This window comes from Streptomyces sp. NPDC051109 (assembly GCF_044455885.1).
In the GTDB taxonomy this organism is placed as follows: domain Bacteria; phylum Actinomycetota; class Actinomycetes; order Streptomycetales; family Streptomycetaceae; genus Streptomyces.
In genome coordinates this window covers 338,096-359,368 of record NZ_JBITFF010000005.1, presented here as the reverse complement: position 1 = coordinate 359,368, position 21,273 = coordinate 338,096, and the positions used below count along the sequence as shown (strand labels likewise).

The window sequence follows — 21,273 nt, the reverse complement described above, 5'->3', positions numbered from 1 at the left end:
CAACCCCCTGCCCGGGCCGGTGATTCCTTCCTAGCGTCCTCCCCATGACCACGGATCACACCGCCCACGCCGTCCATCTGACCGCCCGTCCCTCCGGCTTCCCCGTCGCGAGCGATTTCGCGTACGTGGCGACCCCCGTGCCCTCCCCCGCCGCGGGCACCGCCCTCGTACAGAACCTCCTGCTCTCGGTGGACCCGTACCACCGCGGGCTGATGGACGGCGGCGAGGGCGGCTTCGAGCTGAACACCCCGCTGGAGGGCCGCGCGGTGGGCCGGGTGCTCGCCTCCCGCGACCCGGGGCTGCGCGAGGGCGACCTGGTCTTCCACCGCGAGGGCTGGCGTACGCACGCCCTCGTCACGCTCGGCGCGAACGGCACCCGGAAGCTGCGCGGCCACGAGGGCGTCCCGCTGGAGGCGTACCTGGGCATCCTCGGCGGCACCGGCCTGACCGCGTACGCCGCCCTCACCCGGACCGCGGCGCTGCGCGAGGGCGAGGACCTCTTCGTCTCGGCCGCCGCGGGCGGGGTCGGCACCGCGACCGGGCACATCGCGCGGCTGCTGGGCGCCCGCCGGATCATCGGCAGCGCGGGCTCGGCCGCGAAGGTCCGCCACCTCACCGGCGTGCTCGGCTTCGACGCGGCGTTCGACTACCACGACGGTCCGGTCGGCGAGCAGCTCGCGCAGGCCGCGCCCGACGGCATCGACGTGTACGTGGACAACGTGGGCGGGGAGCACCTGGCCGGCGCGATCGACGTGCTGCGCGAGTACGGGCGGATCGCCTGGGTCGGCGGGATCTCGATGTACAACGGGGACCGCTCGCCGGCCGCGCCGCGCAACCTCTTCGAGATCGTGCACAAGTCGTTGCGTCTGGAAGGGGTATTGGTTCGCAATCACACCAATTTGCAGGACGAGATGGAGGACCTCCTGGTCCCTCACCTGCAGAGCGGCCGGATCGGCATGGACACCACTGTTGTACAGGGAATTGATCACACGGTGGACGCATTCCTGGGCATGTTGCGCGGCGACAACCTGGGCAAAACGCTCGTCCGCCTCGGGGACTGAATCCAGCCAACCGGATGTTCACCGACTTCTTACCGCACGGATGTAGACCTTTGGCCCGGCGCCCGCCACTCTTTCCGTCAATGTGCCAGCGGGGCACTTGAGTTGGAGGCGAGTAGCCAGTGACACCGATCAGCCGCAGAGGTTTCGTGGGAATCGGCGCCGGGCTGATGGCCGGGGCCGCCCTGCCGGCGATCGCGCCGACGTCGGCGGCCGCTGCCGCCGCGACCGGCACGATCACCGACGTGAAGCACGTGGTGATCCTCATGCAGGAGAACCGCAGCTTCGACCACTACTTCGGCAAGCTGAAGGGTGTCCGCGGCTTCGGCGACCGCGCCGCAGGCAACATCCCGGGCGGCTGGGGCATGTTCAACCAGCCGAACTGGGGCGGCCGCCAGTACCCGTGGAAGCTCAGCTCCACCCCCGCGGCCGGCGGTGTCGACGGCGAGACCCTCGCCCAGTGCAACGGCGACCTCCCGCACAGCTGGACCTCCCAGCACGCCGCCTGGAACAAGGGCCGCATGGACAACTGGGTCATGGGCGTCGGCAACACCCGCACCCTCGGCTACCTGGACCGCGGCGACATACCGTTCCACTACGGGCTCGCCGACAACTACACCATCTGCGACGCCTACTTCTGCTCCACGCTGAGCGCGACCGGCCCCAACCGCACCTTCCTGTGGAGCGGCAAGGTCGACGCGGGCAGCAAGGACGGCGGCGACGAGTCCGGACTGACCTGGGAGACGTACGCGGAGGCCCTCCAGCGAGCCGGCATGAGCTGGAAGGTGTACCAGAACGCCCAGGACAACTACGGGGACAACGGGCTCGCCTACTTCAAGAAGTTCACTGACGCGGCGCCGGGCAACCCGCTGTGGGACCGCGGCATGGGGTCCGTCCCCAAGGCCACCGGATCCACCCCCGACGACATCGCGGCCGCCATCCGCGCGGACGTCGTCGCCGGCACCCTGCCGCAGGTCTCCTGGGTCGTGGCGAGCGAGGCCTTCTCGGAGCACCCGTACGCCCCGCCCGGCGACGGCGCGCACTTCGTGGACCTGGTCTACCGGGCGCTGGCCGCGAACCCCGAGGTCTTCGACTCCACCGTCCTCTTCCTCAACTACGACGAGAACGACGGCTTCTTCGACCACGTCCCGCCACCCGTCGCCCCGCCCGGCACCCCGGGCGAGTACATCGACGGCACCCCGATCGGCCTCGGCTTCCGCGTGCCGATGATCGTCATGTCCCCGTGGACCCGCGGCGGCTGGGTGAGCTCGGAGGTCTTCGACCACACCTCGGTGCTCCGGTTCATGGAGAAGTGGACGGAGGCCCTCGGCACCCCGGCGAACTGCCCGAACATCAGCGCTTGGCGCCGCAAGGTGACCGGCGATCTGACCGGCGTCTTCGACTTCGCGCGCCCGGTGTACGGGGTGCCGTCCGGACTGCCCCCGACGGCCAAGGTCATCGGCCAGTCGACCTGCGGCCCGCTCCCCAACCCGGCGCCGCAGGACAACGCGCTCCCGGTGCAGGAGGCCGGAACCCGCCCGGCGCGCGCCCTTCCGTACCAGGTGAACGGCAACCTGGACCGCTTCGAGTTCGGCGCGGCCGGCAAGATCCTGGCCTGGTTCTCGATGACCAACCAGGGCGCGCAGGCAAAGCAGGCGGCACACTTCTCGATCCACCCGCACCAGTACCGGGACACGGCGGCCTGGCAGTACACCGTGGACCCGGGCGCGACGGCGACGGACTACTTCAACATCGGATTCGGCAGCGGCTCCGGGAAGTACGACATCTCGATGTACGGACCCAACCGCTTCCTGCGCCGGTTCATCGGCGACGCGTCGAAGGCGGGCAAGGCGATCGAGGTGGCGGCCCGCTTCGCGGTGGAGCCGGGCACGGGCAAGACGGCGGTCTACTTCAAGATGGCGAACACGTCGGCCGCGCCGGTCACCTTCACGATCCGCTCGAACGCCTACCGCTCGGACGGCCCGTGGACGTACACCGTCCCGGCGAACTCCTCGCGCGAGGACTACTTCAACGCGGTCGCGTACAACGACGGCTGGTACGACTTCACGATCCTCGCGGACAACGACGGCACCTGGTCGCGCCGCTACACGGGCCACATCGAGACGGGCACGCCCAGCATCTCGGGCTGACGCGCTGAAAGCCTGACGGGCTGACGGGCTGACGGGCTGGCGGGCTGGCGGGCTGGCGGGCTGGCGGGCTGGCGGGCTGGCGGGCTGGCGGGCTGGCGGGCCGACGAACCGGCTACAGAACGTCCCCGTTGCGCCAGTCGAAGTCGAGCCGTCCGGCGGGGTCCTCCAGGACCCCGCCGGGCGGGAACCAGACGTACGTCGAGCCCTCCTCCTCGGCGAGCCGCACCGGCCCGGCGGGGGACAGGGCTCCGATCGGGCCGCCCCACACGGCCCATCCGCGCCCCTCGTACAGCCGGGCCCCCTCCGCGGAGGCCGACAGGGCGCCGAGTACGTAGGCCCGCTCGATGACCCCCTCCAGCGCGCCCACCACCAGCCCGCCGAGGCCGCGGCGGCGCCGGTCGGCCCGTACGGCCACGGCTTCGACGTATCCGGCCCGCAGCGCCCGGCCCCGGTACAGGACCCGGCGCTGCACCACGCTCCCGTGGGCGACGAGTTCGCCGTCCTCGTGGACCAGGGCGTGCATGCCGCCGAGCGCGTGCTCGAAGTCCTCGTCAGAGAAGTCGCCCTCGAAGGCGGCGTCGAGCAGGGCCCGGATCCGCTCCCGCGTCCCGGGGTCCAGTTGCGAGGTGTGAGCGAGCCGTGTCCGCGTACCGGTCATGGAACCAGTGTCTCCCCGCCACGAATCGACCGGGACGCTCCTGTCCACCGGCGGGCCCGCCTCGGCAGACTCGGCCCATGTCGCCCGATACCGAACAGTGGACCCCCAACCACGGAGAGCCGTACCGCCCCGTCGCCTACCGGCCCGACCGGCTGCCGAGCGCCGAATCCCTCGCGCGCTCCGCGTGGCTGAGGGAGCGCCTGGACGAGCGGCGGACCGTGCGGCACTTCTCCCCCGACCCCGTCCCGGACCAGGTCGTCCGGGACGCCGTCGCGTGCGCCGCGACCGCGCCGTCGGGGGCCCACCAGCAGCCGTGGACCTTCGTGCTGGTCAAGGACGCGCAGGTGCGCCGGCGGATCCGCGAGGCCGCCGAGCGGGAGGAGCTGCTCTCGTACGACGGCCGCCTCGGCGAGGAGTGGCTGGCGGCCCTGCGCCCCCTGGGCACGGACGCCGTCAAGACCCACCTGACCGACGCCCCGGCCCTGCTCGTCGTCTTCCAACAGCGCTACTGGCTGGGGCCGGACGGCGCCAAGCGCAAGCACTACTACGTGGACGAGTCGGTCGGCATCGCCGTCGGCATGCTCCTGACCGCCCTCCACCTCAGCGGCCTGGCGGCCCTGGTCCACACCCCGAGCCCGATGCGCTTCCTCTCGGAGGCCCTGCACCGCCCGGAGAACGAGAAGGCGTTCGCGGTCATCCCGGTCGGCTATCCGGCGGAGGACTGCGAGGTCCCGGACCTGGTCCGAAAGTCCCTGGACCAGGTCATGACCGTGGTCTGAGCCCTACGGGGCTTCGTGCAGCCGGGTCAGGAGGTCCGTCAGCTGCTCGCGCTGCGCCGGGGTCAGGGGGGACAGGAACGCGGCGTTGGCCGTCTCGGCCAGGGCGGCGCACCGGGTGAGGGCGGCCTCGCCCGCCGGGGTGAGGGTGACGGCGTTCTTGCGGCGGTCCGCCGGATCCGGAGCCCGCAGGAGGAGGCCGGCGCCTTCCAGGTGGTTGAGGAGCCCGACCAGGTCCTTGGGGTCGATGCCGAGACGGCGGCCGAGGTCGGCCTGGGCCACCGGGCCGTACTCGGCGGTCGCCGCCAGTACCGCGTGGTGGGCGAGCTTCAGCCCCTCCGCGGCGAGCGCCTCGGCGACCAGGCCGCGACCGCGCTCCGCGACCCGCCCGACGAGCCAGCTCGGGAGGGCCTGGATGTGTGCGAGGGCCGAGGTCATGAGCCCAGCCTAGCAATTCATTGGGCTTCCCTACGATCTCCTATATCGTTGGGATCCCCAACGGATTCCGACCGGTCCGGGAGGTCCTGTGCTGCGCATCCGCCATGAGGTCAACGGCGGCCCCGAGGTGTTGTTCGCCGAGGAAGCGGACGTGCCCGTCCCCGCCCCCGGGGAGTTGCTCGTCGCGGTCGAGGCCGTCGGGGTCACGCTGCCCGTCGTGCGCAAGGTGCGGGAGGGCGACCGGGCGCTACCGCTCGGCGGCGAGGTCGCGGGAACCGTGGCCGCGCTCGGCGAGGGCGTGCGGGGGTTCGCCGTCGGCGACCGGGTCACCGGGCTGTGCTTCGGCCACGGGTACGCCGAGTACGCGCTCCTGTCGGCCCCCTTCGCCTCCGCCGTCCCCGACGGGGCGAGCTCCGTCGACGCCGTTGCGCTCGTGCGCAGCGGGCTCGTCGCCCGGGGCGCCTGGGAGGCCGGGCAGGTCCGCCGCGGGGAGTCCGTACTGGTCACGGCCGCCGCGAGCGGGGTGGGCAGCCTCGCGCTCCAACTGGCCCGGGCCCGCGGGGCGGGGCGGCTGGTCGCCGCCGTCTCCAGCCCGGACAAGGCCGATTTCGTGCGCGGCCTCGGCGCCGACGAGGTCGTGCTGTACGGCGAACCCGCCGCCTGGGGCGACCCGTACGACGTGGTGCTCGACGGGGTCGGCGGCGAGCTGCTCGGCCCCGCCGTGCGGGCCCTGGCCACGGGCGGCCGGCTCGTGGCGTACGGCTCGGGCGGCGGCTCGGTGGAGGCGTACGAACTGCTGGTGCGCGGCGCCTCGATGATCGGCTTCCAGATCCGGGCCGTCGCGCAGGGCCGGCCCGAGGTGTACGAGGGCTGGCGGCGCGAGCTGTGGAAGGCGTACGCGGACGGCTCGCTGCGCCCCGCCGTGCACGGCCGGGTCCCGCTGGCCGAGGCGGCGCGGGCGCACGCGCTGATCGAGGAGCGGCGCAACCTCGGCAAGGTGGTCCTCATCCCCTGACCGGACGGGGGCACGACTGGAACTGGAACCGCCCCCGATCCGGACTTGGGGGTACCGGAACGGGGGCGGGGTTCAGCAGGGGGCTGGATCAGCCCATGTGCGGGTACGCGTAGTCCGTCGGCGCGACCAGCGTCTCCTTGATGGAGCGCGTCGAGGTCCAGCGCATCAGGTTCGACGCGGCGCCCGCCTTGTCGTTCGTACCCGAGGCGCGGCCGCCGCCGAACGGCTGCTGGCCGACCACGGCGCCGGTCGACTTGTCGTTGATGTAGAAGTTGCCCGCCGCGAAGCGGAGCTTCTCCATCGCGTCCGCCGCCGCGTAGCGGTCACCGGCGATGATCGAGCCGGTCAGCGCGTACGCCGACACCGACTCCATCTGGGCCAGCATCGCGTCGAACTCGGCGTCCTCGTAGACGTGGACCGCCAGGATCGGGCCGAAGTACTCGGTCGTGAAGACCTCGTTCTCCGGGTCGGTGCACGCGATGACGGTCGGGCGGACGAAGTAGCCCTCCGAGTCGTCGTACGTGCCACCGGCGATGATCTCGCAGGTCGGGTCGGCGATCGCGCGGTCGATCGCGGCCTTGTTCTTCGCGAACGAACGCTCGTCGATGACGGCGCCGATGAAGTTGGTCAGGTCGCGGACGTCACCCATCGTGATGCCGTCGACCTCGGCCGCGAAGGCCTCCTTGAAGCCGTCGTTCCAGATCGAGGCCGGGACGTAGGCGCGCGAGGACGCCGAGCACTTCTGGCCCTGGAACTCGAAGGAACCGCGGGTCAGGGCGGTCTTCAGGACGGCGCGGTCCGCGGACGGGTGCGCCACGACGAAGTCCTTGCCGCCGGTCTCGCCGACCAGGCGCGGGTAGGACTTGTACTTCTCGATGTTGTTGCCGACCGTCTTCCACAGGTACTGGAAGGTCTTGGTCGAACCGGTGAAGTGGATGCCGGCCAGCTCGGGGTGGTTCAGGGCCACCTCGGAGACGGCGATGCCGTCGCCCGTCACCAGGTTGATGACGCCCTTCGGCAGACCGGCCTCCTCCAGGAGCTCCATCAGGAGGACCGCGGAGTGCGTCTGCGTCGGCGACGGCTTCCACACGACCACGTTGCCCATCAGGGCGGGGGCGGTCGGCAGGTTGCCGGCGATGGCCGTGAAGTTGAACGGCGTGATCGCGTAGACGAAGCCCTCCAGCGGGCGGTGGTCGCTGCGGTTCCACACGCCGGCGGAGTTCGCGACCGGCTGCTCGGCCAGGATCTGGCGGGCGAAGTGGACGTTGAAGCGCCAGAAGTCGACGAGCTCGCACGGGGTGTCGATCTCGGCCTGCTGCGCGGTCTTCGACTGGCCCAGCATGGTGGAGGCGGCCAGCTTCTCGCGCCACGGGCCGGACAGCAGCTCGGCGGCGCGCAGGATGATCGCGGCGCGGTCGTCGAAGGACATCGAGCGCCAGGCCGGGGCCGCGGCCAGGGCGGCGTCGACGGCCTCCTGGGCGTCCGCCTGGGTGGCGTTCGCGTACGTGCCGATGACCGACTTGTGGTCGTGCGGCTGCACGACGTCGAAACGCTCGCCGCCGCCCATCCGCTTGACGCCGTTGATCGTCATGGGCAGGTCGATCGGGTTCTCGGACAGCTGCTTCAGCTGCGTTTCGAGGCGCGCGCGCTCCGGGGTGCCGGGCGCGTACGAGTGGACCGGCTCGTTGACCGGCACGGGGACCTGGGTCACAGCATCCATGGGGCTGGTAACTCCTTGACCTGGTTCTTGGCTAGTTCTTGGTGATCATCGAGCGGAGGAAGAACAGGAGGTTGGCCGGCTTCTCGGCGAGGCGCCGCATGAAGTAGCCGTACCAGTCCGTCCCGTACGCGGTGTAGACGCGCATGCGGTGGCCCTCGGCGGCGAGGCGCAGGTGCTCCTCGCTGCGGATGCCGTACAGCATCTGGAACTCGTACTCGTCCAGCTTGCGCCCTGCCTTGCGGCCGAGCTCCTGCGCGATGGCGATCAGGCGCGGGTCGTGCGACCCGATCATCGGGTAGCCCTCGCCCTCCATCAGCGTCTTCAGAATGCGGACGTACGCCTTGTCGATCTCGGCCTTGTCCTGGTAGGCGACCTCGGCGGGCTCCTTGTAGGCGCCCTTCACGATCCGCACGCGGCTGCCTGCGGCGGCCAGGCGGCGGGCATCGGCCTCGGTGCGGAAGAGGTACGCCTGGATCACGCAGCCGGTCTGCGGGAAGTCCCGGCGCAGCTCCTCGTGGATGGCGAACATCGAGTCGAGGGTGGTGTGGTCCTCGGCGTCCAGCGTGACGGTGGTGCCGATGGCCGCGGCGGCCTCGACGACCGGGCGGACGTTGGCGAGCGCGAGCTCGTGGCCACCCTCCAGCGCCTGGCCGAACATCGACAGCTTGACCGACATCTCGGCCTTCTCGCCGAGGCCCAGGCCGGCCAGGTGCTCGATGAGTTCGAGGTAGGCGTCACGTGCGGCGTGGGACTGCTCCACGGTGGTGATGTCCTCGCCCACCACGTCGAGCGTGAGCTCCAGGCCCTTCTCCGTGAGGTCCACGACGATCGGGATGACCTGGTCGACCGTCTCACCGGGGATGAACCGGTTCACCACGGGCTTGGTCACCGGGGCGGCAGAGACGATTCGGCGCATCTTGTCGCTGCGCGAAGCGGCGAGGATCGCGGGACCCAGCACGGGGCACCTCCAACAGGTGGCAGAAGCAGGCATACGGTCCGCGCGGGGGGGTGGGCGGGGCCGTAAGGAAAACGCAAGTAAAACCACCGTGAAACCTAAGGATCGCTTTGATCCTCTGCCATCGACAGCTGTCACGCATCCGTGTCCCCGATCTCATACATCTGTCTGAAGACCGGCTTTCCGGGTGGGAGAATGTCCGGGTGAAGGGCGATTACCAGGACCTGGTGGATGAGATTTCGGCGCTCCTCGGCGCCCCGGCGACGCTGGAGAACCGGGATTTCCGCCTCATCGCCTTCGGCGCGCACGACAGCGACGACGACCTCGCGATGGACCCCGTACGCACCCGCTCGATCCTGACCCGGCAGTCGACGGCGGCCGTGCGGGCCTGGTTCGAGGGGTTCGGCATCGCGCGGGCCACGGGGCCGGTGCGGATCCCGGCGGCGCCGGACGCGGGGGTCTTCCGGGGGCGGATCTGCCTGCCGGTCCGGTACCGCGGCATCGTGCAGGGGTACGTGTGGCTCCTCGACCAGGAGCCCGGCCCCGGGCCGGACGCCCTGGCGGCGGCCATGGAGGTGGCCGAGCGCATCGGGATCCTGCTCGCCGAGGAGGCGAAGGCGGGGGCCGACCTGTCCCGGGAGTTCCGGGCGGTGCTCACGGCCGGGAAGGGCTGGCAGCAGGACATGGCGGTGGCCGCGCTCCGGCTGGCGCTGGGACCGGGGGGTGACGGGCTGCACGCGGTGGTGTGCGTGGAGCCGTGGTCCGGCGAGGTGCCGGCGTCGGTACCGGGCGCGGCGGCGGTGTGCACGGCCCCCCGGCCGGGGCACGGGGCCGGCCAGGCGCTCGCCGTCCTGGTCCGGCTCCGCTCCGCGGAGGTGCTCGCCCCCGCCGTCGGCGTCGCGACCCGGCTGCTGGCGGGCGGCGCGGCGACCGCGGGGATCGCGGAGCCCCGCCAGGGGCCGGCCGCCCTGGCCGACGCCTGGTCGCAGGCTTCGGCGGCGGCTCAGGCCGCCGCGGCCCAGCCCCGGTTCGGCCCGGTGGCCCAGTGGTCGGCGATCGGCCCCTACCGGATGCTGGCGGCCCTGGCGGCAGCCGACCCGGCGGGCGACCCGGCGACCCGGGTCCTGCTCGGGCCGGCGCACCGGGAACTCGCCCGTACCGCCGAACTGTTCCTGGACTGCGCGGGCCAGGCGGGCCGCGCCGCGGCGGCCCTCGGCATCCACCGCCAGACCCTGTACTACCGGCTCGCCCGGGTGGAGCAGCTGACCGGCCTGGACCTGGACGAGGGCGAGGACCGCCTGTTGCTCCACATGGCCCTCAAGGCGGCCCGCCTGTACGGCTGAACGCGGGTGCGGGCGCGCCTCGTACGCGGGCGGCGCGGCGCCGGCATCCTGCGTACGCGCGGCGCCCGCGCTCAGGCCGGGTCGGCGGCGCCCGTGCCCTTCACCATCATCTCCGCGGCGCGCCGCATTCCCTCCGTCAACTCCTCGGCGGTGACGGCGTTCTCGGGGCTGTACAGCCACTGCACCATCATCCCGGCGACCAGTGCCTGGTACAGGCCGCCGAGCGTCCGGATGTCCCGCTCTTCGAGCTGCCCCTCCGGGATGCCCGTGAACATCTCGGTCAGCCCCTTGCGCCCCTCGCCCTCCGAGGACACCACCATCTCCCGCAGTTCCGGCAGCCGGTCGCGGTTCATCGCGATCTCCAGGCTCGCCGCCCACACCGGGGCCGCCCGATCGCGCTGTCCGATCATGCCGTCCCAAACCGAGCGGAAGCGTTCGAGCGAGCCGCCCTCACCCGTCACGTCCGGTGTGAAGGAGTCGCCCCACTCCTCGACCATCGCGATGAACGCCTGCGTGAGCAAGGCGTCCTTCGAGCCGTAGTGGTAGCCGATCGACGCCAGGTTCGCGCCGGAGGCGTTGACGATGTCGCGCGCGGTCGTCCGCACGAAACCCTTCTCGGCCAGGCACTTCTTGGCGCCTTCGAGCAGATCTTCACGGTGTCCCATGTGTTCACCGTATCAAGACGACCGTCCCAGACAGCAGTCACAGACAACCGTCCCATACACTCGTACTAGACAAGCGTTTATGACGCTTGTACATTGCTGCTCATGACGAACCCCGCCGCACGTCAGGCCGGCCGCCGGGAATGGATCGCCTTCACCGTCCTCCTGCTGCCCCTGCTCCTGGTCTCGATGGACGTCTCCGTCCTCTACTTCGCCATTCCGGCGATCACCCGCGAGCTCGACCCGAGCGCCACCCAGCAGCTCTGGATCTTCGACAGCTACGCCTTCGCCCTCGCCGGCCTGCTCATCACCATGGGTTCGCTCGGCGACCGGATCGGCCGCCGCAAGCTGCTGCTGATGGGCGCGACCGCCTTCGGGCTCGCCTCCGTCTGCGCCGCCTACGCCACCAGCGCCGAAATGCTGATCGCGGCCCGCGTGCTGCTCGGGATCGGAGGCGCGACCCTGATGCCCTCGACGCTGGCGCTCGTGCGCAACCTCTTCCAGGACGACCGGCAGCGCGGCCGGGCCATCGCCATCTGGTCCGGGGCCATGACCGGCGGCATCGCCCTCGGCTCGGTGATGAGCGGCGTGATGCTGAACCACTTCTGGTGGGGTTCGGTCTTCCTGATCAACGTGCCCGCGATGCTGCTCCTGCTGGTCCTCGTCCCGGTGCTGGTCCCGGAGTTCAAGGACCCGGCGCCCGGCCGTTTCGACCTGCTGAGCGTGCCGCTGTCGACGGCCGCCGTGCTCCCTGTGGTGTACGGCCTCAAGGAGATCGCCGCCGAGGGCCTGGAGCCGCTCCACCTGGTCTGCGTCGTCGTCGGCCTGGCCTTCGGCTCCGTCTTCGTCCGCCGCCAGCGCACCCGTGACGACGCCATGGTCGGCCGGGCCCTCTTCCGGGGCCGCGGATTCGGCGCGGGCATCGCCCTCAACACCATCGCGGCCTTCGCCATGATGGGCTCGGCCTACTTCACCACCCAGTACCTGCAGTCGGTGCTCGGCATGGGCACGCTGGAGGCCGCCCTGTGGAGCCTCGCGCCCTCGCTCCTCATCGGCGCCGCGGCCCCGGTGAGCGCGGCCCTGGCACAGAAGACCGACCGGGCGTACGTCATCGCCGGCGGCTTCGTCCTCGCCGCCGCCGGGTTCGCCCTGATCGGCCTCGTCGGCAGCGACTCCCTGTGGCTGCTGCTGACCGGCGCCGGCGTGCTGGCCTCCGGCATCGTCACCGTGATGTCCCTGGTCTCCGACATGGCGCTGGGCGCGGTCCCTGCGGAGAAGGCCGGCTCGGCCGCGTCCCTGCTGGAGACCGGCCAGGAGTTCGGCGGCGCGCTCGGCATGGCGGTCCTGGGCAGCCTCGGCACCGCCGTGTACCGCTCCGACCTGCCGGGCGCCGAGCCCGCCGTCCGGGAGACCCTGGGCGGCGCCGTCGCCGCCGCCCGGCAGCTGGGCGGCGACGCCGGCGAGCAGGTACTGGCCCTGGCCCGGGAGGCCTTCGTCCACGGCATGCAGTACGCCGCCTGGGGCGGTACGGCCCTGCTGCTGGCGGCCGCCCTGCTCGCCGCGGGCCTGCTGCGGGGGGTCGGGGCCCCTGCGGCACACCCCGGCGAGGAGCCCATCGCGGAGCCCGCCTAGCAGACCCCGGCCCCGCGGGCTGATCCCCGTACGGCCGGGCGGAGCGGAAGCGGAACACGAAGAAGGGCCCGGGGTCTCCCCAGGCCCTTCTTCGTGTCGTGTCGTGCGGGTCAGCCGAGGCTGACGGTGCGCGCGGAGACCGCGCCGATCTCGGCGGAGATGTCCGCGAGGACGTTCGCCGGCACCTCCGCGTCGACGGTGAGGACGGCGAGCGCCTCGCCGTGCGCCTCCGCACGGGCGACCTGCATGCCCGCGATGTTCAGGCCGGCCTCGCCGAGGACGCGGCCGACGGTGCCGACCACGCCGGGGCGGTCGGTGTAACGCAGCACGACCATGTGGTCGGCGAGCGCCAGGTCCACGTCGTACTCGCCGATGCCTACGATCTTCTGCAGGTGCTTCGGGCCGGCGAGGGTGCCGGAGACCGACACCTCCTGACCGTCGGACAGGGTGCCGCGCACGGTCACCACGTTGCGGTGGTCCGGGGACTCCGAGCTGGTGGTCAGGCGCACCTCGACACCGCGCTCCTGCGCGAACAGCGGGGCGTTGACGTAGGAGACCGTCTCGTCGACGACGTCCTCGAAGACGCCCTTGAGGGCGGAGAGCTCCAGCACCTTGACGTCGTGCTGGGTGATCTCGCCGCAGACCTCGACGTCGAGGCGGACCGCGACCTCGCCCGCGAGGGCGGTGAAGATGCGGCCGAGCTTCTCGGCGAGCGGCAGGCCCGGACGGACGTCCTCGGCGATGACGCCGCCCTGGACGTTGACCGCGTCCGGTACGAGCTCGCCGGCGAGCGCCAGGCGCACCGACTTGGCGACCGCGATGCCGGCCTTCTCCTGGGCCTCGTCCGTGGACGCGCCGAGGTGCGGGGTGCAGACGACCTGGTCGAGCTCGAAGAGCGGGGAGTCCGTGCAGGGCTCCTTCGCGTACACGTCGAGGCCGGCGCCGGCGACGCGCCCCTCCTTGATGGCCGAGTACAGCGCGGCCTCGTCCACGATCCCGCCGCGCGCGGCGTTGACGATGCGGACGGACGGCTTGACCTTGTGCAGGGCCTCGTCCCCGATGAGACCGAGGGTCTCGGGGGTCTTGGGCAGGTGCACGGTGATGAAGTCGGCGACTTCGAGGAGCTCGTCCAGCGTCAGCATCTTGACGCCCATCTGGGCGGCGCGCGCGGGCTGTACGTAGGGGTCGTACGCGACGATCTTCATGCCGAAGGCCGACATGCGCTGGGCGACCAGGACGCCGATGCGGCCGAGGCCGACGACACCGAGGGTCTTCTCGCTGAGCTCGACGCCGGTGTACTTGTTCCGCTTCCACTCACCGTTCTTCAGGGCGGTGTTGGCCTGCGGGATGTTGCGGGCCGAGGCGACGAGCAGGCCGCAGGCGAGCTCGGCGGCGGTGACGATGTTGGAGGTCGGGGCGTTCACGACCATCACGCCGGCCTTGGTGGCGGCGGAGACGTCGACGTTGTCGAGGCCGACACCGGCGCGCGCGACGACCTTCAGCTTCTTGGCGGCGGCGATGGCCTCCGCGTCGACCTTGGTCGCGGAGCGCACCAGGATGGCGTCGACGTCCACGATCGCGGGGAGCAGCTCCGCGCGGTCGGCTCCGTTGACGTGCCGGATCTCGAAGTCCGGACCGAGCGCGTCGACGGTGGCGGGCGACAGCTCTTCGGCGATGAGTACGACAGGTTTCGAGCTCACGTGGGTCATCCTCACAAGTCCAGTGCGGACGGCCGTCCCGACGGCCGCAGGCGGTGGAGGGGGTAGCCGCGTGGAAGACGCACGACACTGTGGGCCTGACGCGTTGTGTTGAGCAGTGTAGTGGCGGATTCCGTGCTGGATTCCGCCTGTCCGGAAGGATCACCCGTCCGGGGTTGGCCAGGGTGGACAAGCCCTGCGTGCGGAGCGGTCCGATGCGGCCCGTCGTGCGCGGCGGGGCCGGGGCTCATCGCCCCGGCCCCCTCGCGTACGGATCAGCTCTCGTCGCTGTCGACCCAGCTCATGAGCTTGCGCAGCTTCTTGCCGGTGGTCTCCAGCAGGTGGGCCTCGTCGGCCTTCTTGTACTCGTTGTACTTCGGCAGACCGGCCTTGTACTCGGCCATCCAGGTGTTGGCGAACTCGCCGCTCTGGATCTCCGCCAGGACCTGCTTCATCTCGGCCTTGGTGGCGTCGGTGATGATGCGGGGACCGGTGATGTAGTCGCCCCACTCGGCGGTCTCGGAGACCGACCAGCGCATCTTCTCCAGGCCGCCCTCGTACATGAGGTCCACGATGAGCTTCAGCTCGTGCAGGCACTCGAAGTACGCGATCTCCGGCTGGTAGCCGGCCTCGGTCAGGGTCTCGAAACCGGCCTTGACCAGGGCGGAGGCGCCACCGCAGAGGACGGCCTGCTCACCGAACAGGTCGGTCTCGGTCTCCTCGGTGAACGTGGTCTTGATGACGCCGGCGCGGGTGCCGCCGATGCCGGCCGCGTACGAGAGCGCGAGGTCGAAGGCCTTGCCGGTGGCGTCCTGCTCGACGGCGGCGATGCACGGAACGCCGCGGCCCTCCTCGTACTGACGGCGGACCAGGTGGCCCGGGCCCTTCGGGGCGACCAGGGCGACGTCGACGTTGGTGGGGGGCTTGATGAAGCCGTAGCGGACGTTGAAGCCGTGGCCGAAGAAGAGCGCGTCGCCCTCCTTGAGGTGGTCCTTGATGGACTCCTCGTAGATCTCGGCCTGGAGCGGGTCCGGGGTGAGGATCATGATGACGTTCGCCCACTCGGCGGCCTCCGACACGGAGACGACCTTCAGACCCTGCTCCTCGGCCTTGGCCTTGGACTTCGAGCCCTCCTTGAGGCCGACGACGACGTCGACGCCGGAGTCACGCAGCGACAGCGCGTGGGCGTGGCCCTGGCTGCCGTAGCCGATGACCGCGACCTTGCGGCCCTGGATGATGGACAGGTCGGCGTCGTTCTCGTAGAACAGCTCGGCCACTGGGATATCTCCTTGGTGCGCTGGTGTTGCTCCCACCGTACGGCGGGGAACGTGAAGGAAGTTTCTTGGTCTCGCCATGCGAGAGGCAACGCGACGTCGGCGTGTTGCCCAGGCGCTGCGGTGCTCAGGCGCCCTGTTGCTCAGGCGCTGCGGTCGAGCGCGCGCAGGCTGCGGTCCGTGATGGACCGGCCGCCGCGCCCTATGGCGATCGTGCCGGACTGCACGAGCTCCTTGATGCCGAAGGGCTCCAGCATCTTGAGCATCGCGCCGAGCTTGTCGGCACCGCCCGTCGCCTCGATGGTGACGGCCTCCGGGGAGACGTCGACCGTCTTGGCGCGGAACAGTTGGACGATCTCGACGATCTGGGAGCGGGTCTCGTTGTCGGCTCGGACCTTCACCAGAACGAGTTCGCGCTCGATGGCGTTGTGCGGCTCCAGCTCGACAATCTTGAGCACGTTGACCAGCTTGTTCAGCTGCTTGGTCACTTGCTCCAGCGGGAGGTCCTCGACGTTCACGACGATCGTGATGCGCGAGATGTCGGGGTGCTCCGTGACGCCGACCGCGAGGGAGTCGATGTTGAACCCGCGGCGGGAGAACAGCGCGGCGATCCGGGCGAGGATGCCGGGCGTGTTCTCGACCAGGACGGAGAGCGTGTGCTTGGACATGTGAGGCGTTCTCTCTCTCAGGCTCTCTCGGCTCAGTCGTCTTCGTTGTCGCCGAAGTCGGGACGGACGCCCCGGGCTGCCATGACCTCGTCGTTGGAGGTGCCGGCGGCGACCATCGGCCACACCATGGCGTCCTCGTGGACGATGAAGTCGATCACGACGGTACGGTCGTTGATCGCGTTGGCCTCGGCGATGACCCTGTCCAGGTCGGCCGGGTCCTCACAGCGCAGCGCCACGCAGCCCATGGCCTCGGACAGCTTCACGAAGTCCGGGACGCGGGTGCCCTTGCGGGGGGCGGTGGACTCCCCGAGCTGGGAGCCGACGGTGTCGTGGCCCGTCTCGTCCGCGTGCAGCACGGTGTTGGAGTACCGCTGGTTGTAGAACAGGGTCTGCCACTGGCGGACCATGCCCAGCGCACCGTTGTTGATGATCGCGACCTTGATCGGGATGTTGTTCAGCGCGCAGGTGACCAGTTCCTGATTGGTCATCTGGAAGCAGCCGTCGCCGTCGATCGCCCAGACCGTGCGGTCCGGCATGCCGACCTTGGCGCCCATCGCGGCGGGGACCGCGTAGCCCATGGTTCCGGCGCCACCGGAGTTCAGCCAGGTGCGGGGCTCCTCGTAGTTGACGAAGTGCGAGGCCCACATCTGGTGCTGGCCGACGCCGGCCGCGTAGATGGTGTGCTCGGGGGCGAGCTCGCCGATGCGCTGGATGACCTGCTGCGGCGAGAGCATGCCGTCGTCGGGCAGGTCGTAGCCCAGCGGATACGTCTCGCGCCAGCGGCTGAGGTCCTTCCACCAGGCCGTGTAGTCCCCGGTGTTGCCCTCGGTGTGCTCGGCCTGGACCGCCTGGATCAGGTCGGCGATGACCTCGCGGGCGTCACCGACGATCGGGACGTCGACCTCTCGGTTCTTGCCGATCTCCGCCGGGTCGATGTCCGCGTGGATGACCTTGGCGAACGGGGCGAAGCTGTCCAGCTTGCCGGTGACGCGGTCGTCGAAGCGGGTGCCGAGCGCGATCAGCAGGTCCGACTTCTGCAGGGCGGTGACGGCGGTGACAGCGCCGTGCATGCCGGGCATGCCCACGTGCAGCGGGTGGCTGTCGGGGAACGAGCCCAGCGCCATCAGCGTGGTGGTGACCGGGACCCCGGTCAGCTCGGCCAGGACCTTGAGCTCGGCGGTCGCGCCGGACTTCATGACGCCGCCGCCGACGTACAGGATCGGGCGCTTGGCCTGGCAGATGAGCTTGGCGGCCTCGCGGATCTGCTTGGCGTGCGGCTTGGTGACCGGCCGGTAGCCCGGGAGGTCCTGCGACGGCGGCCACGAGAAGGTGGTCTTCGACTGCAGGGCGTCCTTGGCGATGTCGACCAGGACCGGGCCGGGGCGGCCGGTGGAGGCGATGTGGAAGGCCTCGGCGATCGTCTTCGGGATGTCCTCGGCCTTGGTCACCAGGAAGTTGTGCTTGGTGATCGGCATCGTGATGCCGACGATGTCTGCCTCCTGGAAGGCGTCGGTGCCGATCGCCTTGGAGGAGACCTGGCCGGTGATCGCGACGAGCGGCACGGAGTCCATGTGCGCGTCGGCGATGGGGGTGACCAGGTTGGTGGCGCCCGGTCCGGAGGTGGCCATGCAGACGCCCACCTTGCCGGTGGCCTGCGCGTAGCCGGTCGCGGCGTGGCCGGCGCCCTGCTCGTGGCGGACCAGGATGTGGCGGACCTTGGTGCTGTCCATCATCGGGTCGTACGCCGGGAGGATGGCCCCGCCCGGGATGCCGAAGACGGTGTCGCACCCCACCTCTTCGAGAGAGCGGATGAGGGACTGCGCACCCGTGACGTGCTCAACTGCGGCGGGCTGGTGTCCGCCGGAACGGGGCCGCGGCTGCGGATGGTGGGCCCCGGTGGCCTGCTCGGTCATCGGCATTCTCTTCTCGAAGCTGAGGGTTTTACGAGGATTCGAAGGTGTGCCAGTGCAACAAAAAACCCCTCGTGCCGGGAGGCAAGCGAGGGGAGCGCGTCGGGTGTGCGGAGCGGGGACATGCAGGTCCCAGCTTCAGCCGACGCGCTTTCCAAGTACGAGAATTCGGGTGCGCATGGCACTGACCCTCCCTCCGGCGGGAGGGGGATGTCAAGCGGGTGGGACGGGCGTCTCATTATGTGAGCCTCTGCGGATGGCCATCGAGCCCCCGGACGAACCCCCGGCCAAGGCGGGCTGGGCCGCTCCGCCCGGTACTGGGAACGTACCGCGCACCAGCGCGCGGCGCAGCCTGTACTCGTCGAGTGGGCCGGAAAAAGCCACTCCCTGGCCGTGTGTGCACCCCATCGCGCGCAGTGCCGTCACCTGCTCGGGGAGGTCCACCCCGTCGGCCACCGACTGCATGCCCAAATCATTTGCAATGCGCAACAAACCAGCGGTGATCTTGTGGAGGCGGGCGGACTCGACGACGCCGTCGACCAGGCCCCGGTCCACCTTGAGGATGTCCACGGGGAGTCTGCGCAGGGCGCTGATGGCCGCGTAGCCGCTGCCGAAGCCGTCCAGGGAGATCAGGACCCCGAGCCGGCGCAGGGCCGCCAGGCGCCGCTCCAGCTCGTCGAAGGGGACCCTGGGGTCGGACACGGTCAGTTCGATCACGAGGGCGCCGGACGGCAGCCCGTGGCGGGTCAGCAGCGCCTCCACGGAGCCGAGCGGCGCGGTACGGTCCAGCAGCCGCTGGGCGCTCATCCGTACGGCCACCGGTACGTCGTGCCCGATCCGGTGCCGGTCGGCGGCCTGCGCCACGGCCTCCTCCAGCAGCCAGTGCCCCAGCTCGGCGGCCCGGGCGGGCGTGGCCGCGGGGAGGCCGGAGCGGCCGTCGGACCCCGCAGCCGCGGCGCCCTCGCTGTACTCGGCCACCCGGAGGAATTCCGCCGGGGTGAACATGATCCCCTGGGCCGAGCGCCAGCGGGCCTGCGCCGCCACGGCCGTGACCTCGCCGGTGGCCAGCGAGACCACCGGCTGGTGCAGCAAGGCGAACTCCCCGTCGTGGAGGGCGCTGCGCAGCCGCCCGGCGAGCTCCGCCTTCCGTACGACCTCGGCCTGCATCTGGGGCGCGTAGAGCTCGACCCGGTCCTTGCCGCCCGCCTTGGCGCGGTACATCGCGAGGTCCGCGTTGCGCATGAGGTCCGAAGGGGTGATTCCGGGGTCGGCGAAGGCCACACCGATGCTGGCGGCGACCCGGACCTCGCTGCCGGCGATCCGGTAGGGCTGCGACAGGGTGGTGCGCAGCCGGTCCGCGATCTCGTGCACCTGGTACTCGCGGGCGCTGCGGTCGCGGCTTCCGTCGCCCAGGATCAGCGCCGCGAACTCGTCGCCGCCGAGCCGGGCCGCGGTGTCCCCGGCGCGCACCGAGTCCTGGAGCCGGTGTGCGGCCTCGATCAGCAGCTCGTCGCCCGCCTGGTGGCCGATCGTGTCGTTGACCGCCTTGAAACCGTCGAGGTCGATGAAGAGCACGGCGGTGCTGTGGTCCCCGGCGCGCCGGCCGGTCAGGGCCTGGCGGACCCGGCGGGTGAACACGGCCCGGTTGGGCAGGTCGGTCAGCGGATCGTGCTCGGCGCTGTGCTGGAGCTGCGCCTGGAGGCGGACCCGCTCGGTGACGTCGCGGCTGTTGAGGATGAGGCCGCCCTGGTGGCGGTTGACGGTGGACTCCACGTTGAGCCATTCGCCGCTGCCGGACTTGAAGCGGCATTCGATGCGGGTGGTCGGCTCCTCGGTGGGCGGCGCGGCGAGGAAGCGGCGCACCTCGTGGACCACCCGGCCCAGGTCGTGCGGGTGGATCAGGGTGGCGAGCTCGGTGCCGACGAGCTCCTCGGCCTCGCGCCCGTAGACCCCTGCGGCCGCCGGGCTGACGTACCGCAGGGTCCCGGTGGGGGCGGCGATCATGATGACGTCGCTGGAGCCCTGGACCAGGGAGCGGAAGTGGTTCTCCTTCTGGGCGAGTTCCTGCGTCAGCGCGATGTTGTCGATGAGCATGATGCCCTGCCGGATCACGAGGGCGAGCACGACCGTGCAGCCGGTGAAGACGACCACGCGGTCGACCTTCCGGCCGTCCACCACGTTGTACAGGATGCCCAGGGTGCAGACGGCTGCCGCGAGGTACGGCGTGAGGGCGGGCAGTGAGCCGGTGAGGGGGCGGCTGACCGTGCGGTCGGGGCGCGGCAGCCCCGGCGCCCGCGGCTCCGGATGGGCGCGCCGGGCCCCCCAGGGCGCATAGGCGAGCAGCAGCGAGCCGGCGAACCAGCCGGCGTCGAGCAGCTGGCCGGACTGGTATTCGGCGCTGAGCAGCGGCGAGGTGAACAGGGCGTCGCTGAGCACGGTCAGGGCCAGGGCCGCGATGGCGGTGTTCACGGCCGAGCGGTTGGCCTCGGAGCGCCGGAAGTGCAGGACGAGCACCATGGAGACGAGCGCGATGTCCAGCAGCGGGTAGGCGAGCGAGAGCGCGGCGCGCGGGACGCTGCCGGGGGACCCGGACTGGGCGGTCCGCGCCGCGTGCGCGAGGGCCAGGCTCCAGGAAAGGGTGAGCAGGGAACCGCCGATGAGCCAGGAGTCGAGCCCGAGGCACACCCAGCCGGCGCGCGAGACCGGGCGTTTGGCGAGGACGAGCAGGCCCACGATGGCGGGCGGTGCGAAGCAGAGGAAGGCGAAGTCGGCGAGCGAGGGCTTCGGCACGGCCTCGCCGAGGACCACCTCGTACCAGCCCCAGACGCCGTTGCCGCAGGCACCCATGAGGGAGGAGAACGCGAAGAGCAGCCAGGCCGGGCGCTCACGGCTGTCGCTCGTGCGCGCGTACGTGTAGCAGGATACGGCGGCGAGCAAGGCGGCCGCGCTGAGCCCGAAGTCGCCCATGATCTCGGCGAGTTCCTCGGAACCCCAGCCGAGGGCGGCGCCGACGGCGTACCCGCCGCTGACCACCGCGAGGAGCAGCTGCATCGTCAGGCTCCTGCCGCCGCCGCCCGGGACGGGCGGCCTGGTCAGCAGCGCCGCCCCCGGGGCACTCACCGCTCCCCCTCGCTGGCTGGTTCCGGTGCACCCCATCGTCGCCTCCGGCGGCTGTGCCGCGTCGGATCCTTCGCCCATTGGCCGTGCATCGCCCGTCGCCCCCCAAAGTGTCCGATCACTCCCCAGCGCCAGACGAACGCGCTGCAGCCCCTTGTTCCGGACGATACACCACTTTCGTTACTCAGGGACATAGATGC

Annotated in this window: 16 protein-coding genes; 6 read left to right on the top strand and 10 right to left on the bottom strand. The window is 71.1% G+C overall.

What is annotated here, in order from left to right; genetic code table 11:
• Positions 1-44 precede the first annotated feature (44 nt).
• Positions 45-1,061 carry an NADP-dependent oxidoreductase gene (locus ACIBAD_RS12760; RefSeq protein ID WP_398906316.1) on the top strand — a complete coding sequence of 339 codons (1,017 nt, stop codon included), beginning with the start codon at positions 45-47 and terminating at the stop codon, positions 1,059-1,061.
• A 119-nt stretch (positions 1,062-1,180) separates the two neighbouring features.
• Positions 1,181-3,208 carry a phosphocholine-specific phospholipase C gene (locus tag ACIBAD_RS12755; RefSeq protein WP_398906314.1) on the top strand — a complete coding sequence of 676 codons (2,028 nt, stop codon included), beginning with the start codon at positions 1,181-1,183 and terminating at the stop codon, positions 3,206-3,208.
• 112 nt (positions 3,209-3,320) lie between these two features.
• Here the strand turns inward: ACIBAD_RS12755 and ACIBAD_RS12750 are convergent, their stop codons facing one another.
• Positions 3,321-3,866, bottom strand: coding sequence for a GNAT family N-acetyltransferase (locus ACIBAD_RS12750; protein WP_134070922.1), 546 nt, complete (start codon positions 3,864-3,866; stop codon positions 3,321-3,323).
• A gap of 77 nt (positions 3,867-3,943) precedes the next feature.
• Here ACIBAD_RS12750 and ACIBAD_RS12745 point away from each other — a divergent pair, with 77 nt between their 5' ends.
• Positions 3,944-4,645: a nitroreductase family protein gene (locus tag ACIBAD_RS12745; RefSeq protein ID WP_398906312.1), complete on the top strand. Its 702-nt coding sequence runs from the start codon at positions 3,944-3,946 to the stop codon at positions 4,643-4,645.
• A 3-nt stretch (positions 4,646-4,648) separates the two neighbouring features.
• Here ACIBAD_RS12745 and ACIBAD_RS12740 read toward each other — a convergent pair whose 3' ends face one another.
• On the bottom strand, positions 4,649-5,080 hold the full coding sequence (locus tag ACIBAD_RS12740; protein WP_398906310.1) for a MarR family winged helix-turn-helix transcriptional regulator: 432 nt from the start codon (positions 5,078-5,080) through the stop codon (positions 4,649-4,651).
• Between the two features lie 88 nt (positions 5,081-5,168).
• Between ACIBAD_RS12740 and ACIBAD_RS12735 the strand changes: the two genes are divergently transcribed.
• Positions 5,169-6,095, top strand: coding sequence for a zinc-binding alcohol dehydrogenase family protein (locus tag ACIBAD_RS12735; protein ID WP_398906308.1), 927 nt, complete (start codon positions 5,169-5,171; stop codon positions 6,093-6,095).
• A gap of 88 nt (positions 6,096-6,183) precedes the next feature.
• On the opposite strand, the gene pruA is transcribed toward ACIBAD_RS12735, so the two are convergent.
• Together pruA and ACIBAD_RS12725 are read right to left on the bottom strand one after the other, a co-directional pair.
• The gene (gene pruA, locus ACIBAD_RS12730) at positions 6,184-7,815 is read right to left on the bottom strand and encodes an L-glutamate gamma-semialdehyde dehydrogenase (RefSeq protein ID WP_134070928.1); all 1,632 of its coding nucleotides are present in this window, start codon (positions 7,813-7,815) and stop codon (positions 6,184-6,186) included.
• A 31-nt stretch (positions 7,816-7,846) separates the two neighbouring features.
• A complete protein-coding gene (locus ACIBAD_RS12725) occupies positions 7,847-8,773 on the bottom strand; it encodes a proline dehydrogenase family protein (protein ID WP_134070930.1) in 927 nt (308 codons plus the stop codon).
• Positions 8,774-8,973: 200 nt separating this feature from the next.
• Here ACIBAD_RS12725 and ACIBAD_RS12720 point away from each other — a divergent pair, with 200 nt between their 5' ends.
• On the top strand, positions 8,974-10,113 hold the full coding sequence (locus ACIBAD_RS12720) for a helix-turn-helix domain-containing protein (protein ID WP_134070932.1): 1,140 nt from the start codon (positions 8,974-8,976) through the stop codon (positions 10,111-10,113).
• A 71-nt stretch (positions 10,114-10,184) separates the two neighbouring features.
• On the opposite strand, the gene ACIBAD_RS12715 is transcribed toward ACIBAD_RS12720, so the two are convergent.
• Complete coding sequence (locus ACIBAD_RS12715; RefSeq protein ID WP_134070934.1) at positions 10,185-10,778, bottom strand: TetR/AcrR family transcriptional regulator; 594 nt, start codon at positions 10,776-10,778, stop codon at positions 10,185-10,187.
• A gap of 102 nt (positions 10,779-10,880) precedes the next feature.
• Here ACIBAD_RS12715 and ACIBAD_RS12710 point away from each other — a divergent pair, with 102 nt between their 5' ends.
• Entirely contained in the window at positions 10,881-12,407 is a 1,527-nt protein-coding gene (locus tag ACIBAD_RS12710) for an MFS transporter (RefSeq protein WP_134070937.1), read from the top strand.
• A 110-nt stretch (positions 12,408-12,517) separates the two neighbouring features.
• Here the strand turns inward: ACIBAD_RS12710 and serA are convergent, their stop codons facing one another.
• From serA to ACIBAD_RS12685, 5 genes are all read right to left on the bottom strand, one after another.
• A complete protein-coding gene (serA, locus tag ACIBAD_RS12705; RefSeq protein ID WP_134070939.1) occupies positions 12,518-14,107 on the bottom strand; it encodes a phosphoglycerate dehydrogenase in 1,590 nt (529 codons plus the stop codon).
• Positions 14,108-14,379: 272 nt separating this feature from the next.
• Complete coding sequence (gene ilvC / locus ACIBAD_RS12700; protein ID WP_134070941.1) at positions 14,380-15,381, bottom strand: ketol-acid reductoisomerase; 1,002 nt, start codon at positions 15,379-15,381, stop codon at positions 14,380-14,382.
• Between the two features lie 140 nt (positions 15,382-15,521).
• Positions 15,522-16,046 (bottom strand): acetolactate synthase small subunit, encoded by a 525-nt coding sequence (gene ilvN / locus ACIBAD_RS12695; RefSeq protein ID WP_030857425.1) that lies wholly within the window; start codon positions 16,044-16,046, stop codon positions 15,522-15,524.
• 32 nt (positions 16,047-16,078) lie between these two features.
• On the bottom strand, positions 16,079-17,959 hold the full coding sequence (locus ACIBAD_RS12690; RefSeq protein WP_134070943.1) for an acetolactate synthase large subunit: 1,881 nt from the start codon (positions 17,957-17,959) through the stop codon (positions 16,079-16,081).
• A gap of 210 nt (positions 17,960-18,169) precedes the next feature.
• Positions 18,170-21,076: a putative bifunctional diguanylate cyclase/phosphodiesterase gene (locus ACIBAD_RS12685; protein ID WP_398906303.1), complete on the bottom strand. Its 2,907-nt coding sequence runs from the start codon at positions 21,074-21,076 to the stop codon at positions 18,170-18,172.
• Positions 21,077-21,273 lie beyond the last annotated feature (197 nt).

Coding starts and splice junctions, on each gene's coding strand:
- ACIBAD_RS12760 (WP_398906316.1), top strand. CDS start 45: ATGACCACGGATCACACCGCCCACGCCGTCCATCTGACCGCCCGTCCC.
- ACIBAD_RS12750 (WP_134070922.1), bottom strand. CDS start 3,866: ATGACCGGTACGCGGACACGGCTCGCTCACACCTCGCAACTGGACCCC.
- ACIBAD_RS12745 (WP_398906312.1), top strand. CDS start 3,944: ATGTCGCCCGATACCGAACAGTGGACCCCCAACCACGGAGAGCCGTAC.
- ACIBAD_RS12740 (WP_398906310.1), bottom strand. CDS start 5,080: ATGACCTCGGCCCTCGCACACATCCAGGCCCTCCCGAGCTGGCTCGTC.
- pruA (WP_134070928.1), bottom strand. CDS start 7,815: ATGGATGCTGTGACCCAGGTCCCCGTGCCGGTCAACGAGCCGGTCCAC.
- ACIBAD_RS12715 (WP_134070934.1), bottom strand. CDS start 10,778: ATGGGACACCGTGAAGATCTGCTCGAAGGCGCCAAGAAGTGCCTGGCC.
- ACIBAD_RS12710 (WP_134070937.1), top strand. CDS start 10,881: ATGACGAACCCCGCCGCACGTCAGGCCGGCCGCCGGGAATGGATCGCC.
- ilvN (WP_030857425.1), bottom strand. CDS start 16,046: ATGTCCAAGCACACGCTCTCCGTCCTGGTCGAGAACACGCCCGGCATC.
- ACIBAD_RS12690 (WP_134070943.1), bottom strand. CDS start 17,959: ATGACCGAGCAGGCCACCGGGGCCCACCATCCGCAGCCGCGGCCCCGT.